Annotated in this window: 12 protein-coding genes; 5 read left to right on the top strand and 7 right to left on the bottom strand. The window is 69.4% G+C overall.

Going from position 1 to position 14,436, the window contains the following annotated elements; genetic code table 11:
* Together AC0KXF_RS10595 and AC0KXF_RS10590 are read right to left on the bottom strand one after the other, a co-directional pair.
* Window positions 1-1,215, bottom strand: a complete 1,215-nt coding sequence (locus AC0KXF_RS10595) for a glycosyltransferase family protein (RefSeq protein ID WP_473109149.1) — start codon at window positions 1,213-1,215, stop codon at window positions 1-3.
* Entirely contained in the window at window positions 1,199-2,458 is a 1,260-nt protein-coding gene (locus AC0KXF_RS10590; protein ID WP_473109148.1) for a glycosyltransferase family protein, read from the bottom strand. The genes AC0KXF_RS10595 and AC0KXF_RS10590 overlap by 17 nt, the downstream gene beginning before the upstream one ends.
* Window positions 2,459-2,611: 153 nt before the next feature.
* Here AC0KXF_RS10590 and AC0KXF_RS10585 point away from each other — a divergent pair, with 153 nt between their 5' ends.
* On the top strand, window positions 2,612-3,565 hold the full coding sequence (locus tag AC0KXF_RS10585; protein ID WP_473109147.1) for a Gfo/Idh/MocA family protein: 954 nt from the start codon (window positions 2,612-2,614) through the stop codon (window positions 3,563-3,565).
* An 11-nt stretch (window positions 3,566-3,576) separates the two neighbouring features.
* On the opposite strand, the gene AC0KXF_RS10580 is transcribed toward AC0KXF_RS10585, so the two are convergent.
* Both AC0KXF_RS10580 and AC0KXF_RS10575 read right to left on the bottom strand, forming a co-directional pair.
* Window positions 3,577-4,479, bottom strand: a complete 903-nt coding sequence (locus AC0KXF_RS10580; RefSeq protein ID WP_473109146.1) for a hypothetical protein — start codon at window positions 4,477-4,479, stop codon at window positions 3,577-3,579.
* A 237-nt stretch (window positions 4,480-4,716) separates the two neighbouring features.
* Entirely contained in the window at window positions 4,717-6,582 is a 1,866-nt protein-coding gene (locus tag AC0KXF_RS10575) for a DUF6752 domain-containing protein (RefSeq protein WP_473109145.1), read from the bottom strand.
* A gap of 50 nt (window positions 6,583-6,632) precedes the next feature.
* Here AC0KXF_RS10575 and glf point away from each other — a divergent pair, with 50 nt between their 5' ends.
* A complete protein-coding gene (gene glf / locus AC0KXF_RS10570) occupies window positions 6,633-7,772 on the top strand; it encodes a UDP-galactopyranose mutase (RefSeq protein ID WP_473109144.1) in 1,140 nt (379 codons plus the stop codon).
* A gap of 4 nt (window positions 7,773-7,776) precedes the next feature.
* Here glf and AC0KXF_RS10565 read toward each other — a convergent pair whose 3' ends face one another.
* The 3 genes from AC0KXF_RS10565 to AC0KXF_RS10555 all read right to left on the bottom strand — a co-directional run bounded on the left by AC0KXF_RS10565 (window position 7,777) and on the right by AC0KXF_RS10555 (window position 11,545).
* Window positions 7,777-9,681, bottom strand: coding sequence for a glycosyltransferase (locus tag AC0KXF_RS10565; protein WP_473109143.1), 1,905 nt, complete (start codon window positions 9,679-9,681; stop codon window positions 7,777-7,779).
* Between the two features lie 99 nt (window positions 9,682-9,780).
* Window positions 9,781-10,137 (bottom strand): hypothetical protein, encoded by a 357-nt coding sequence (locus AC0KXF_RS10560; RefSeq protein WP_473109142.1) that lies wholly within the window; start codon window positions 10,135-10,137, stop codon window positions 9,781-9,783.
* 4 nt (window positions 10,138-10,141) lie between these two features.
* Window positions 10,142-11,545, bottom strand: coding sequence for an O-antigen ligase family protein (locus AC0KXF_RS10555; RefSeq protein WP_473109141.1), 1,404 nt, complete (start codon window positions 11,543-11,545; stop codon window positions 10,142-10,144).
* Window positions 11,546-11,594: 49 nt separating this feature from the next.
* On the opposite strand from AC0KXF_RS10555, the gene manA reads away from it, so the two are divergent.
* The 3 genes from manA to AC0KXF_RS10540 are packed head-to-tail and all read left to right on the top strand — an operon-like array spanning window position 11,595 to window position 14,350.
* Window positions 11,595-12,884: a mannose-6-phosphate isomerase, class I gene (gene manA, locus AC0KXF_RS10550; protein WP_473109140.1), complete on the top strand. Its 1,290-nt coding sequence runs from the start codon at window positions 11,595-11,597 to the stop codon at window positions 12,882-12,884.
* 48 nt (window positions 12,885-12,932) lie between these two features.
* Complete coding sequence (locus tag AC0KXF_RS10545; RefSeq protein WP_473109214.1) at window positions 12,933-13,403, top strand: hypothetical protein; 471 nt, start codon at window positions 12,933-12,935, stop codon at window positions 13,401-13,403.
* Window positions 13,403-14,350: a bifunctional riboflavin kinase/FAD synthetase gene (locus AC0KXF_RS10540; RefSeq protein ID WP_473109139.1), complete on the top strand. Its 948-nt coding sequence runs from the start codon at window positions 13,403-13,405 to the stop codon at window positions 14,348-14,350. The genes AC0KXF_RS10545 and AC0KXF_RS10540 overlap by 1 nt, the downstream gene beginning before the upstream one ends.
* Window positions 14,351-14,436 lie beyond the last annotated feature (86 nt).

The following is a 14,436-nucleotide window of genomic DNA, read 5'->3' as shown; positions in this document are numbered from 1 at the left end:
CTAACCCCGGTTTCCGGATCCGTCGTATTCCGCGGTCGCCGTGCCCGCGATGAAATCCATGAGCACGCCGCGCGAGAAGCGGCCGTCGTGCAGGCGGCGCACGAACTCGGGCCCCTGCGCGGCGATCCGCCGATAGCGCTCGCGGCCATCGATCGAGGCGATATCGCGCAGCACCTCCTCGACGCTATCGAGTGTGGTCTCGGCGATCGGCAGCGGCATCCCGGCCTGCCGCTCGACCTCCTCGCGCACCTGCTCGCTGACGTGCGCGAGCACCACCCGGCCCGCTGCCATGGTCTCGCACGCGGCGACTCCGTAGTCGCCGACGCGGAACTGGTCGAGCACCACGTCGGCCTCCGCGAACACTCGCGGCATCTCGCTGTGGGGGACACCCTCCAGCTCGACGTACTCGATCACGCCCTCATCGTGCAGCTTGCGAGCCACCGGGGCGACGTGCGTGGTGCCCTTGAGCTTGGGATTGGTGGGGGCGTGCACGACCCTGATGCGATCCCGCACGAGCAGCGGCTCGTCGTTGGCCCAGCGGTCGGGGTCGACGATCACGCCGATGAGCTTCGCCGACGGCACGTCCTCGAGCAGGCCCGCCGTCGACACGAAGGTGGGCCGCTGCAGTCGTTCGAGCAGTTCGAGATTGCCGGCCGCGACGGGCTCGATGATGTCGACGGACTCCCAGACGCCGTCGCGGAACTGCGACCACGGCTCACGCGCCACGTGCGCCGACGGGAGCCGGATCTCGTTGCCGTGCCCGATCATGCCGACCGTCAGACCGCGGCTCTCGAGCAATTCGACCTGCTTCGGGATGTCTCCCCTGAAGAGGCCGCCGAGGACCGGCATGCACGCCTCGAAGAACACGTGCGTGTAGTGGTTCGAGAGCGTCTCGACCATGTCCTTCTGCCACGCGCGCGAGTGCTCGGCGGTGCGCCAGCTCATGGTGAAGTCGGCAGGGTAACCGAGCGGGTTGTTGCCCGAGTGCACGTAGTTCTTCGCCGAGACGAGGCCCGTCGATTCGAGCGCGCGCGCCCACAGGTGCCCCTGGCCGGCGTAGTTGACCGGGCCGATGAGCACGCGGTACGGCTTCGCCGGGTCCGGAAGCGGGGTGGGCGGTGCCTTCACGCCGCGAGCACGGTCGACGGAGGTCGCGATCGTATCCTGCGCGATCTTGGGCATGGCGCGCCAGAGCCGTTCAGCTACCGGGTGCATGATCCGTCTCCTCTCGTTCGGGGCGGGGATCCGCGTGTGTCCGGCCGCTCTGCGGCGCGATCCAGTGATCGAGCAGCGCGCGAGCCGCGCTTCGACCGTCGTGCAACTCGCGTACGAATCGCCGCCCGGCGAGGCGATGCGGCTCCAGATCGCGAACCTCGGCCAACGCCCGCAATTCGGCTTCCAGGGTATCCGGTGTCGCCTCGACGATCGGCAGATCCAGCCCGCTCGCCTCGCGCACCGCCGCCCTGGCCTGCTCGGATACGTGTCCCATCACCACGCAGCCCGCGGCCATCGCCTCGCACGCGACCACGCCGTAGGCGCCCAGCCGGAACTGGTCGAGCACCACGTCGGCCGCTGCGAGCCTGGCAGGCATCTCCGCGGAGGGCACACCCTGGATCAGGCTGAACTCGATCACGCCCTCCGCATGGAGCCGTTCGAGTATCGGAACGATCAGAGCGGTGCCCTTCACAGCGGCGATCGAGGGCGCGTGCACCACTCTCAACCGCCGACCCGGAGAGTCTTCCCTCCTCGGGGCGCTCCAGCGCTCCGGGTCGACCGCCACCGGGCACCACACGGCCTCGGGCAGATCGATCAACAGATCCGGGGTCGACACGAAGAGGGGCAGCCCGCTCGAGCGCAGGAGATCGATGTTGCGGGATGCCAGGGTTTCGGCTCGAGGCCAGTAGACGGAGGGATCGCGGAAGTAGGACCACTCGTTCGCCTCCATGTGGCGCGAGGGCAGCCGGACGTCGACGCCGTGCCCGAGGTAGGCCGTGCTCACGCCGCGCTCGAGCAGGGCCGTGACCTGCGCCGCCACCGATCGACCGAACAAACGCCCGAAGGGAGGTTCCTCCGCCTCTACCAGCACGTGCGTCGCGCTCGCCGCCGCCTCCAGCTGCCGCCGCTGCCAGTCGGGATCGTTGTGGTAGGTGCCCACGGGGACCACGAGGTCGGCATCGAAGGAGAACCCGCCGGGCACATCGATCGCCATGTTTCTGGCCGAGATCGAGGCGTCAGCCGCTTCGAGGGCCGCCGCCCACGCCCGTCCCTGCCCCGAGTAGTTCACCGGAGCGATGAGCACTCTCGTGGGGCGGTCGTCGAAGGAGGTCGTCGGTACGCTCCCGGCGGGAGCGGGCCGACCGAGGCGTTTCGCAGCGAGACGACCGACGACACTCTCAGGCGAGTCGGCGATGCGATCGATGATCGAATTCGCCCAGCGGGGCAGGGTGTTGCGGTTCACGTTTCGAGTAGCCCCGCTCGGCCGGTGGTCAGCATGCGGGCAATCCTATCCCGCGATGGTGGGGCGGGGCGCACCCGGGGGAATCTCGTAAACTGGTGTGGTTCGCGCCGCCCCGGCCGGGATGGCGCCGCTCTCGTCGTTAGGAGATGGCTCATGGCTCAGCCGAACGTGGTGCTCTTCGGCGCCGGATCGATGGGGCGCAATCACGCCCGCATCGTCTCGTCTTCGGCTCGGGCCAATCTGGTCGGGATCGTCGATCCTTTCGAGCAGAACGGACGGGCCGCGGCAGAGCAGTACGGCGGCGAGTGGTTTCCCGAGGCCGGCGAGGCGCTGAAGCGGGCCGACGCCGCGGTGGTCGCAGCCTCGACCGAGTACCACTACGGCATCGCCAAGGAGATCCTCGACGCCGGCATCCCGGTGCTCATCGAGAAGCCGGTCTGCCCCTCGCTCGAGCAGACCGAAGAGATCCTCGCGACCGCCGAGCAGCGCGGAGTGCCGGTGCAGTGCGGCTTCCTCGAGCGCTACAACGCGGGGGTCATCGCAGCGCAGTCCCTCATCGAGGAGCCGGTCTACGTGCGGGCCGAGCGGCACTCGCCCTACTGGTCGCGCATCAAGACCGGCGTGGCGTGGGACGTACTCGTGCACGACGCCGACCTCATCTCGCGCATATTCGGATCGCAGACCCCCGATAAGGTCAACGCCGAACTCGGCTACTTCCACCCCGAGTCGGTCGAGGGCGCTGAAGACGTGATCGACATGACCCTGCGCTTCCCCGGCAACGGCATCGCCTCCGCCTCCGCCAGCCGCGTCGGGCAGCGCAAGGTGCGAAAGCTCACCATCCAGTCGCTCGACTCCATGGTCGAGGTCGACCTGCTGCTGCGCAGTGTCACCAAGTACCGCCACACCAACATCGAGAGCACCAACGATCGCGCCGGTTTCAAGCAGATGACCGAGATCGAGGTGCCCGAGGTCTCGGGCCTCGAACCGCTCGCCGCGCAGTTCGAGCACTTCGTCGACCTCGTGGAGGGTGCGGTCGATGCCGATGATGAGCGCCGCAGCATCCTCCCCGCGCACCGCATCATCGCCTCGGCGCTGCAGCAGGGCTGACGGGCGCCGCCTCAGTTCGCGCGCACGAGCGTCAACGACTCCCACTCGGCCGGATCAGGAGCGGCGCTGTCGGTGATCATGAGCTTGCCGCCGTCGCCGAGTGCGAAACCGTCGGCCTCGGAGAGCCGCATCGGGAGATTGATGGTGTCGATGGTGTCGCAGCTCATCTCGGTCATGCCGGAGGTCAGCTCCACCTCGATGACCCCGGGGATGAGCGCGGCTCCATCGGCTTCGGCGGCCCCGGCGGCGCCCCCGTCGAAAACACCCCCGTTGTAGTCCTCGCTCGCGTGGGCTTTCCAGTTGCCTGCAGCGCTGTTGCAGCCGTCCGAGCCGGTCCAGGTGCCGTCTTCGCGGAGTTCGACGAAGGAGTCGCCGGTGCTCCGCTCGTCCTCGGTGACCCATCGGCCTGCAAGGGTGGTGCCCCCGTCGCGCGCCCGCACCAGTTCGAAAGCGGTGCCCTCGCCGTCGATGAGCGTGAGTTCTCCGTCTCCGAGCTCGGCCGATTCCGCCGCCCATACCGCGCTCGGGATCGGCACGTTGTCGCACCCGATCTGGGTGAGCACACCGCCGTCATTCGTACGGAAGTCTCCCTCGGCGGTGACCGCCCACGTGCCCTCTGCACGGTTGCAGCCGTCGGAGGCGAACCACAGCCCGTACGCGGTGAACTCGACGAACGCGTCCTGATTGGCAGGCGGCGGGGCCTGCCACCGGCCGAGGAACGCCTCGGCCGGGTCATCGGAGTGCGCGGGATCCTTCTGCGGCTCTTCGGGCGGTTCGTGCCCCGAGTCGTCCACGTGGACGGGGCTCTGCGGATCCCGATCCGGCTCGGTGAGCACGTAGGCTCCCCCGACAGCGGCGAAGGCGACGAGCCCCGCTGCGAGTATCCCGATCGTGTGCTTGAACGTATCCGACATGACGCCTCCCTGCATGCCGGGCGGCTGCGGTGCCGCCGCGACAGTCGCGCTACCACCCCAGCATACGTCGGGTTCGCGCCCGATCTTGGCTCGGTCTCGGCCGTCGGTCGGCCCGATCCGTCGGTCGGCCCGATCCGTCGGTCGGCCCGGTCCGTCGTCGAGCCGGCCCGAAAGTATCGAGCCGGCCTACGATTCACGTGAAATATGGGCTGACTCGATACAAAGGGGTCGTCTCGGTCAGGTGCCGCTGGGCTGGGGGTCCGAGCCGCCCGGTTGGGGGCCGGTGCTGGGCTCGCCGCGCTCGGGCCGCGCCGACCCCGGGGCCGGCCGAGGCGCCGCCCCCGGCGTGAGCGTCTGCTCGGCGAGGTCGATGAGCTCGGCCACGCGCAGGTTGTCGCGACGCACCTCCTCGAGCTCGTTCTCGAGTTCGGTGACGCGGGCCCGAAGCGTCTCGACCTCGGCGCGGGTGCTGCTCTGACCCGCCCGCAACAGGATTCGTTTGAGCCGCTGTTTCATGGAGAGGTCCTTTCGCGGGTAGGGGGCGTCGGCGAGCCTGAAGACCGCCCCGTAGGGTTTGCGACCGCGCTCCTCGGGCCGGGTATCGCCGGTCACGCGTTCATCGAGATCGACGATTTCCACGGCCATGCCGAGTTCTCTTGCATCCAGGCGCAGCAGGAACTTGTCGAGATGCCAGGTGGTCGGATCGGCTTCGTCGATCCGCGCGGCGGGAGCTCCGTTGCAGACCGCGTACACGCGCCCTCCCGACCGGAGCGCCATGCGGAACAAACGCAGTGCGATGGGCCTCGCCAGGTGCCCGACCTGGTCGAGGAGATGGTTGGAAGCGATGTCGAAGGGTCCGTCGACCCCGAGCCGGGCGGGCAGCGTCAGCGAGAAGAGACGGTAGAGGTTGATGTGCGCCACCTCGATGTCGGGTGCGGTCTGCACTCGCGCGACCGTGCGCTGGGCGGCTACCGAGTAGTCGGCGGCGATGATCCGCGTCCCCGGGTGCCCCGAGGCCAGACGGCCTGCCAGCCTGCCGCCGCCGCACCCCAGATCGAACACGGTGCCGCTCTCGAACGGCTGCCCCGCGAGCCACGCCACTCCCGATTCCCAGACCTCGTCCTGTGCGACGGCGTCGGGTCGCTCGTATCGCTCGTCCCAGAACTCGCGCAGCAGGTTGAAGCCCCCGAACCAGGCGTCGAAGCGCCGTCTCGTGTCGGGAGGAGTCTCGAGGCGGTAACCGGGGATCGGGGTGCGCCAGTTCTCGTCGTAGTTGATGGTGAGCCAGCGGTCGACGTCGGCGGGGGCCGGGAGATCGACGCCCTCGAGCGTGACCGTGCCGAAGGGGAGCATCTGCTCCCGGCGCATCTCGCCGCGCACGTGGAAGGGCTGGTTGATGCGGCCGTCGTCGGTGAAGAACGCCGAGAACACGTCGATGTAGTGCTGGATCGACCCCGTCGCGCTGCGGAAGATGAGCTGCATGTGCGTGGCGCTGTGGCGCCTGATCTCGTACCCGAGCTCCTCGAGGCGGTGGCCCAGACTGAAGGCCTCGGCGGCGACCTCGGCGGGAGCCGTGAATCGTGAGAGGTACGCGATGTCGGCGTCGTCGTCGTGCGGCAGCAGCGACCCCGTTCTCACCGCGCCGAGCAGCGTGCCGCCGACCACGAACGGCTCGAAGCCGAGTCCGCGCAGCTGCTCGACGATCAGGGCGGACCGCTCGACGATGAGCCGCCTCGTCGAGGCGTCCATGGCCTCGAGCGCGACGCCGAGCCGGCCCCACTTGTTCAGCATGAGCGGCACGCCGTCATCGTTCTGCACCCTCACGCGGCCTTCGCGCCCGTCGAACGAGACGCCCCCGTCGAGCAGCACCTCTCCCGACGCGGAGTCGACGACGCTGACGTGCGTGCGACCCGTCAGGAACGGACGCAGCGGCTCGGGCCACGGCAGACGGAGCTCGTGTTCGGCCGGGCTCTTCTCGAGCTCGCGCACATCGATCGACCAGATCCGCTTCTCGTCGAAGAGCACATCGACGGAGGCCGTGCCCCGAGGGATCCCGGTGAGCACGAGGGCGTCGGCGCTGGCGAGGGCGGGGGGCGAAGTCATAGGCATATGCGTGGGGATTGGATCAAGTCTAGACCCGTATGCTGGTGGACATGGATCTTCTGGTAGTCGGTTCCGGTTTCTTCGGTCTCACCATTGCTGAGCGCGCTGCGAGCGAGGGCAAGAAGGTGGTCGTGATCGACCGCCGCTCCCACATCGGCGGCAACGCCTACTCGGAGGCCGAGCCCGAGACGGGCATCGAGGTGCACCGCTACGGGGCGCACCTCTTCCACACCTCCAACGAGACGGTGTGGGAGTACGTGAACCGCTTCACGAAGTTCACCGGCTACCAGCACAAGGTGTACTCGAACTTCAAGGGCGAGGTCTACCCGCTGCCCATCAACCTCGGCACCATCAACCAGTTCTTCCGGGCGGCCTACGGGCCCGACGAGGCGCGCGCCCTCATCGCGCAGCAGGCCGAGGAGTTCGACACCAAGCAGGCCAAGAACCTCGAGGAGAAGGGCATCTCGCTGATCGGCCGCCCGCTCTACGAGGCGTTCATCCGCGACTACACGGCGAAGCAGTGGCAGACGCCCACCACAGAACTGCCCGCCGAGGTGATCTCCCGCCTGCCCGTGCGCTACACCTACGACAACCGCTACTTCAACGACACCCACGAGGGTCTGCCGGTCGACGGATACACGGCCTGGCTCGAGCGGATGGCCGACCACCCGAACATCGAGGTGCGGCTCGACACCGACTTCTTCGACGAGTCGCAGCCGCTCAACAAGCGGGCGATGGTCGGCACGGTGCCGATCGTCTACACGGGGCCCGTCGATCGCTACTTCGACTACTCGGAGGGCGAGCTCGCCTGGCGCACGCTCGACTTCGAACAGGAGGTGCTGCCGACGGGCGACTTCCAGGGCACCAGCGTGATGAACTACGCGGGATCCGACGTGCCGTACACCCGAATCCACGAGTTCCGCCACTTCCATCCCGAGCGCGAGTATCCGGCCGACAAGACCGTCATCATGCGCGAGTACTCCCGCTTCGCGACCCGCGACGACGAGCCCTACTACCCGGTGAACACCCCCGAGGACCGTGAGCGCCTGCTCAGGTACCGCGAGCTCGCCGACCGCGAGAATCGCGTGCTCTTCGGCGGGCGCCTCGGCACGTACCAGTACCTTGACATGCACATGGCCATCGGCTCGGCGCTGTCGATGTTCAACAACAAGCTGCCCGATATCCTCTGAGCGGCTACCGGCCCTCGAAGGTCTTCTTCCACTCCTCGACGGATGTCATGCGGGGCAGGGCCGCACGGTACTGCGCGGCGAGCGCATCCCAGTTCTTCTCGATCTCCTGGGTGAGCTTGCGGCTCTGCTGCAGCAGGCGGCGGAACTTGGCGCGGTCGTGCCGGTACCACGATTTGCCCGCCCCGTCGGCGGTGCCCACGATCACGCTCCGGTGGTGCGGGATCTGCCACCAGAACGCGTCGCGCTTCGCGTACTCAAGTTCTGGCTGGGGCGCGCGGGTCTCGTCGCCGTCGCGCCGCCAGTGCTGCGGCACCATGCGCAGCGTGAACAGCGCGAGGCCGGCGCCCCTGGGCGACTGGGGCCTCTCGCCGAGGAACGGGAGGGCGCGGCCCCCGCGCGCGGTCGGCATCTCGGGGTCGCCCGGGCGGTAGACGCGGGTCTCGGGGAAGTCCTTGGACAGTGCGCGGGCTCGGGGCATGGCGGTCGAGATGTCGTCGTGCAGCCCCTCTGGGCCGTCGAGCACCGCCTGCAGCGCGTCGACCGCGAGCTGCACCGCGTAGTACTGCATGTTGAGCAGCTTCTTCAGATCCTGCCTGCCGCTGTTCTGCAGCAGCCGGCCGCCGCGCGGCCGATCCGAGTGCAGCAGTCCGGCGATGATCCGGTTGCGCGTGTGGAAGAACGCCTGCCAGTCCTGGGTGTCGTCCTTGTCGAGCCACGACACGTGCCACAGTGCCACGCCGGGCATCGAGACGGTGCGGAAGCCGGCGTCGCGGGCGCGCAGGCCGTACTCCGCGTCGTCCCACTTGATGAAGACGGGGAGGGGCAGGCCGATCTGCTCGATGATCCGCTTCGGGATCATGCACATCCACCAGCCGTTGTAGTCGGCATCGAGGCGGGCGTGCATCCACGCGGTCTGGCGCAGGTTCTGCTTGCGGAAGTCGTGGCGGTGCTGCTCCTCGAACGACGGACCCCACATGAAAGGATCGGGGCGCACCACCTCGGCCCACGCGTGCATGACCGGCTTGTCGAGCAGGTCGAACATGTGGCCGCCGACGATCACGGGGGTGCGGCTGAACCTGCCGAACTGGTGCGCGCGCAGGGCGCTCTCGGTCTCGAACTCGACGTCGTCGTCGAGCAGCATGAGGAAATCGGTGTCGTCGAGCTCGAGCGTCTCCGCCATCGATCGTGCGAAGCCGCCCGATCCGCCCAGGTTCGGCTGCTCGATGACGCGCAGCTTCTCGCCCAGTCGCGCGGAGACCTCGTCGAAGCCGGCCTCGTCCCGCACCCTGCGATCGCCCTGGTCGACCAGCAGGATCCGGTCGATCGCCTCGGTCAGCGGCGCGCTCCCGGCGATGTTCTCGAGCGTCGCCACGCAGTAGTCGGGCTTGTTGAACGTGGTCATGCCGAGGCTCAGCTTGCCCGGTACGGTCGGGTCGGCCTCGGTGGTCCATTCGCCGCCCTCGAGCACCAGATCCTCATCGCCCGCGATGAGATCGAACCAGTACCAGCCGCCGTCGCCGAAGGCCGTGAGCGGCAGCTCGAACTCGGAGACGCTCTCGCCGGTCACCGGGCGGGAATCGATGCGCTGCTGCGCGCCGCTCGAGTTGGAGCGGTAGACCAGCACCGTGCCGGCGCCGCGGGTGCGCAGGGTCAGCGTGACCCGGTCCACGACGGTCCACCGCTGCCAGTAGGCCGCGGGGAACGCGTTGAAGTAGGTGCCGTACGAGACGCGGCGCCCCGCTCGCACGCGTGCGCTCGACCGGGAGAGCACGTTGTCGATGCTCGCCACGGCGCTGAGTCGAACGGCTGAGCCGTTGATGGTCGACCAGGTCTCGGGATCGGCGTAGAGGGGCAGCACATCGGGATCCTTCCCCTGCGGGAAGACGACGTTCTGAAGTGTGTTGGACATCGAGCGTGGGACCTCTCAGCCGTTGACGATGGTGCAGTGCAATCCTAGCGAGCCGCGGCTGAGGCGCCGCGTCTCGTTTCGCGGGGAACGGGAGTGCCCCTAACCCACCTGGAGGTCGTGGCTCGCCCGCCACACCGCCACCGTGAGCGGGGGCGCAGCGGCCGCGATCTCGCGCAGCAGCTCGAACTCCACGCGATCCGCGTTGCGGCGGTGCTCCTGGGCGTCGGGCCCTCCCGACCGTGCGGCGAGCCTGGCCAGCCCGAACTCGGCGAGCTGACCGCGATCCTCGAGCATCTCGTCGCGCAGCGCCAGCACCACGAGGTCGTCGATCTCGGGCACCTCCGCGTAGGCGGTGGCCGGGTCCTCGCCATCGCGCACGCGGTGCTCCATCATCGTGTCGCGCTCGACGCGCGCCTCGGCCCGCAGCTGTACGAGGCGCTCCGTGGTCATGTCCATGGCGTCACCGTGCCCGCGTCTGCCGCGGAATATCGATGGCGCCGGTCGCGCGGGGGATCGGCACGCGCCGCCAGGGGAGCGCCGTCGGCTCCGCATCCTGCGACGGCAGCTCGAAGTCGAAGCGCGACTTCACCGCCAGCAGTATGAGCAGCACCCAGTTGCCCTCGATCAGCAGCCGGCTCTCGGTGAGCGACTGCACGATCAGCGCGACCATCACGAGGAACGGCCACAGCGCACTCGTGGCGTACGGCAGGGGCGGCCCGAAGCCGCGGCGGGGCGGATCGACCGCCCGGAACCACACCCGCCACACGGTGAGCACCACGAGCGGCGCGAAAGCGAGCACGCCGACGATGCCGAGCTGCAGCCACACGTCGAGCCAGGCGTTGTGCGCGCTCATCACGGGCAGGCCCGCCTTCTCATCGAGCGACTTGAACGGCTCGGCCCAGGGAGCCCAGTAGCTGACCCAACCCCAGCCGAACCACGGCCGCTGCTCGGCGAGCCGGATCACCGCCTCCCAGGTCTCGAGCCGCCCGGTCATGTCGCCGCTCTTGCCGAGCAGCCCGAACACGAAATCGCGGGCGAACAGCACCGCCGCGACGGCCGCGACGACGAGCGCACCCCCCGTTGCGTAGAGCGGAACCCGGTGCTCAGGCTGCAGGCGCCGGGCCCACAGCGCGAGCCCCAGAGCCACCACGACCGCGGCGAGTGCCACCCACACGGTCGCGCCGCGGGTGAGCAGCAGGGTCGCCACGGCCGCCGCAACCCAGAACCAGCCGGCGAACGGCCGCACGAGCCCGGCGCGCAGCTGGATCCCGAACACGATCAGTCCCAGCAGGCCGATGAAGCCGAACAGCACCGAACTCGCGACGACCCCCTGGATCGGGCCGCCCGAGAACAGCAGATCGCGGCTCCAGTAGAGCAGCTTCGAGGGCTTGCCCTCCTCGGGCACGTCGACGAACACCAGGAAGTTCTGGAACACCGGTTCGCGGATGAACAGCGACACCCACAGCTCGAACGCGAACGACAGCCCGATCAGGTACCGCAGCGCCGTGCCGAGGGTGCGCAGCACCTCGTGCCAGGTGAGCACGAACGCCAGCACCACCGCGAGCAGTGTCGTGGCGAGCTGCGCGATCACGCCGAGCACGCTCTCGAGGCGGTACTGGGACCAGACGATGGAGAGCGCCGCCAGTACCAGGAACCAGTAGACCGGGGAGGGGAGGCGGTACCAGCGGAACCGCGCCGGCTTCTCGCGCACGAAGAGCACGGTGCCCCACACGGTGAGCGCTGCGGCCAGGGCGAGGAACCCCCACCAGCCCACCACGTTGCGCACGCCGTTGCTGCCGAGCGCGAGCACGAAGACGCAGATCGCGTACGCGCTCACGCCGAGTCGGGTTCTGCTCTGCGCCATAGTCGGTATGGTAGAGCATTGCCCATGGCAGGCGGCATGAGGAGGGGCCATGCTGATCTTCATCGAGAACACACCGCGCACCTATGCGTGGGGCTCGCGAGACGCGCTCCCCGATTTGCTCGGTCTCGCGCCGACGGGCGAGCCTCAGGCGGAGCTCTGGCTCGGCACGCACCCGGGCAGTCCCGCGCACGTGGCGAAGGCCTCGGCGGGCGACCGCACGCTCATCGATCTGGTCGAGAGCGACCCCGAGTTCTACGGGGTCGACGGCGGCCCGCTGCCCTTCCTGCTCAAGGTGCTGGCGATCGGGGCGCCGCTGTCGCTGCAGGTGCACCCGGATCTCGCGCAGGCCGCGGCCGGGTACGCAGCCGAAGAGGAGGCCGGCGTGCCCCGCGAGGCCCCGCACCGCAATTACGGCGATCCCAATCACAAGCCCGAGCTGCTCGTCGCGCTCAGCGAGGTCAGAGCGCTCAGCGGATTCCGCCCGCTCACTGCGGCCCGCGACGAGCTGCGGCTGCTCGCGGCTGCCGCGCGCCGCGCCGGTGAGCACGACGGCGCGGCGGCGCTCGAAGCGGTCGAGGGGAGACTGCGGGGGGCGGATCCCGAGATCCTGCGACGCGAATTCCTGGTGTGGGCGTTCAGCGGCGACGAGGTCGTGGGGCGCGCCCTCGCGGCGCTCGCGGCGGCGGTGCAAGGGGACGAGAGCCCGCTCGATCCCGACCGTGCGTGCGTGCTGCGGGATCTCGTGGCCTCCCACCCGGGAGACCCCGGAGTGCTGGTCTCCCTGCTGCTGCATCTCGTGAGGCTCGAACCCGGTGAGGCCGTCTACCTGCGCGCCAGGCAGATGCACGCCTACCTGAGCGGCATCGCGGTCGAGGTGATGGCGTCATCCGACAACGTGCTGCGGGCCGGGCTCACCCCGAAGCACGTCGATATCGCGGAGCTGTGCCGCATCGTCGACACGGGCGAGCTCGCCGAGCCGCGCTTCCCGTGCGAGCGCGTGGCGCGCGGGCTCGTCGCGTGGAGGCCCGACGTGCCCGACTTCGTCTTGCTGCGAGCGAGGCTCTGCGATCCCGAGCAGAGCATGAGGGCGGAGGCCCCCGAGGGCAGCTCCCCGCTCGTGGAGGTGCCGGCTCCGCACCCGCTCGTGCTCATGGTGACCTCCGGCCGGGTGCGAGTGGAGCGCAAGGCCGAGGGCGAGCACGGGCTCGCGGAGGTCGCGTCGGCCAGGCGGGGGCAGTCGCTCTACGTCTCGGTGGGCGATCCGGTGCGGCTCACCGGGCACGGCGAGGTCTTCCTCGCGACCGTGGGCGGAGCAGGCGGGGCGGCCGCCCTCGGCTGACAAGCCGCGGAGCCGTGCCCGGGTAAACTTGTGGTCGTGTCGAAATCCGTGCCCCAGAGCGAACAGCCGGCGACCGCTGCGGCGGCGCGAACCGCGGAACAGTCGAGCGGGCTCGGCAAGGTGCTCATCGCGGTCTACCTGGTGCTCGCCATCGCGGCGACGTTCCGCTCGGTCTACCAGATCCTGACCAAGTTCGACGAGGCCCCGCTCGCGTACTCGCTCTCCGCCGTCGCCGGTCTGGTCTACATCGTGGCGACGGTCGCGCTGATCAAGCGCGGGCACGGCGCCTGGCGTGCCGTCGCGCGGTGGGCCCTCGTCTTCGAGCTCTGCGGCGTGCTGATCGTCGGCACGCTGAGTCTCATCGCCCCCCAGCTCTTCGCACACCCCTCCGTCTGGTCGCAGTACGGCATCGGCTACGTCTTCATCCCGCTCGTGCTGCCGGTGCTCGGCTTGCTGTGGCTGCGGAGCACGGGGCGCGAGGCAGCCGGGGCCTCGGCTCGAAGCGAGGGATCCGCCTGATGCGCATCATCGAGACGCTCGACGCGATCCGCCCCTCCGACTACCCCGACGGCAGCAGTGTCGCCATCGGCAAGTTCGACGGCCTCCATCTCGGGCACCAGGCGATCCTGCGCAGCCTCGTCGACGACTCGCAGGCGGGGGGCCGGCCAGCCGTCGTGTTCACCTTCTCCAACAACCCCCTCAGCCTGCTGCGCCCCGAGCTCTGCCCCAAGCCGCTCATGAGCCGGGAGCAGCGCCTCGAGGGGTTCGCAGCCGCCGGAGTCGACGACTGCGTGATGATCGAGTTCGACGAGGCGGTAGCCTCGATCCCGGCCGTGGACTTCGTGCGCGAGGTGCTGGTCGAGCGGTTGCACGCGCGCCACATCATCATGGGCGCCAACTTCCGTTTCGGCCACCGAGGGGCCGGCGATGTCGAACTGCTGCGCGAACTGGGCGAGCGCTACGGCTTCACCGCTCGGATGCTGCAGCTCGTGGCGGCCGAGGGCGATCACCAGGTGTCCTCGTCGCGGGTGCGCGAGGCGCTGCTCGCGGGCGAGGTCGAGGCGGCCGAACGAATGCTGGGGCGCTCTCCCGCGGTGCGCGGCGAGGTCGTGCACGGCGATGCCCGGGGCAGGGAGATCGGATTCCCCACGGCGAACCTCGGCGGAACCATGGAGGGGTTCGTGCCCGGAGACGGGGTCTACGCCGGCTGGGTGGTGCTCGGAGACGGCGACGCCGATCCGCGGCCCGCTGCGATCTCCGTCGGCAACAACCCCACCTTCACCCCCGAGGGGCAGTCGCGTGTCGAGGCCTTCCTGCTCGACTTCTCGGGCGATCTGTACGGGCAGCGGATCGAGGTGCGCTTCACGCACCGCCTTCGCGGCACGGAGCGGTTCGACTCGCTCGAGGATCTGCTGGTGCAGATGAAGGCCGACGTGGCTCGCGCCCGGGAGATCCTCGTCCGCTGAATCTCCCAGCCTCGAGTGGTAGGATCGGGGCACGGTCGCGATTCGCGAAGCGTTCTCGAGCCCCATGCCGCGCATGAGGTCAGGCT

It is taken from the genome of Leucobacter holotrichiae (genome assembly GCF_055791005.1).
This window is presented reverse-complemented; position numbering and strand designations above follow the sequence as displayed.

Excerpts from the sequence above, each read along its gene's own strand:
- AC0KXF_RS10595 (WP_473109149.1), bottom strand. The coding sequence starts at position 1,215 with ATGCACCCGGTAGCTGAACGGCTCTGGCGCGCCATGCCCAAGATCGCG.
- AC0KXF_RS10585 (WP_473109147.1), top strand. The coding sequence starts at position 2,612 with ATGGCTCAGCCGAACGTGGTGCTCTTCGGCGCCGGATCGATGGGGCGC.
- AC0KXF_RS10580 (WP_473109146.1), bottom strand. The coding sequence starts at position 4,479 with ATGTCGGATACGTTCAAGCACACGATCGGGATACTCGCAGCGGGGCTC.
- AC0KXF_RS10575 (WP_473109145.1), bottom strand. The coding sequence starts at position 6,582 with ATGACTTCGCCCCCCGCCCTCGCCAGCGCCGACGCCCTCGTGCTCACC.
- glf (WP_473109144.1), top strand. The coding sequence starts at position 6,633 with ATGGATCTTCTGGTAGTCGGTTCCGGTTTCTTCGGTCTCACCATTGCT.
- AC0KXF_RS10565 (WP_473109143.1), bottom strand. The coding sequence starts at position 9,681 with ATGTCCAACACACTTCAGAACGTCGTCTTCCCGCAGGGGAAGGATCCC.
- AC0KXF_RS10560 (WP_473109142.1), bottom strand. The coding sequence starts at position 10,137 with ATGGACATGACCACGGAGCGCCTCGTACAGCTGCGGGCCGAGGCGCGC.
- AC0KXF_RS10555 (WP_473109141.1), bottom strand. The coding sequence starts at position 11,545 with ATGGCGCAGAGCAGAACCCGACTCGGCGTGAGCGCGTACGCGATCTGC.
- manA (WP_473109140.1), top strand. The coding sequence starts at position 11,595 with ATGCTGATCTTCATCGAGAACACACCGCGCACCTATGCGTGGGGCTCG.
- AC0KXF_RS10540 (WP_473109139.1), top strand. The coding sequence starts at position 13,403 with ATGCGCATCATCGAGACGCTCGACGCGATCCGCCCCTCCGACTACCCC.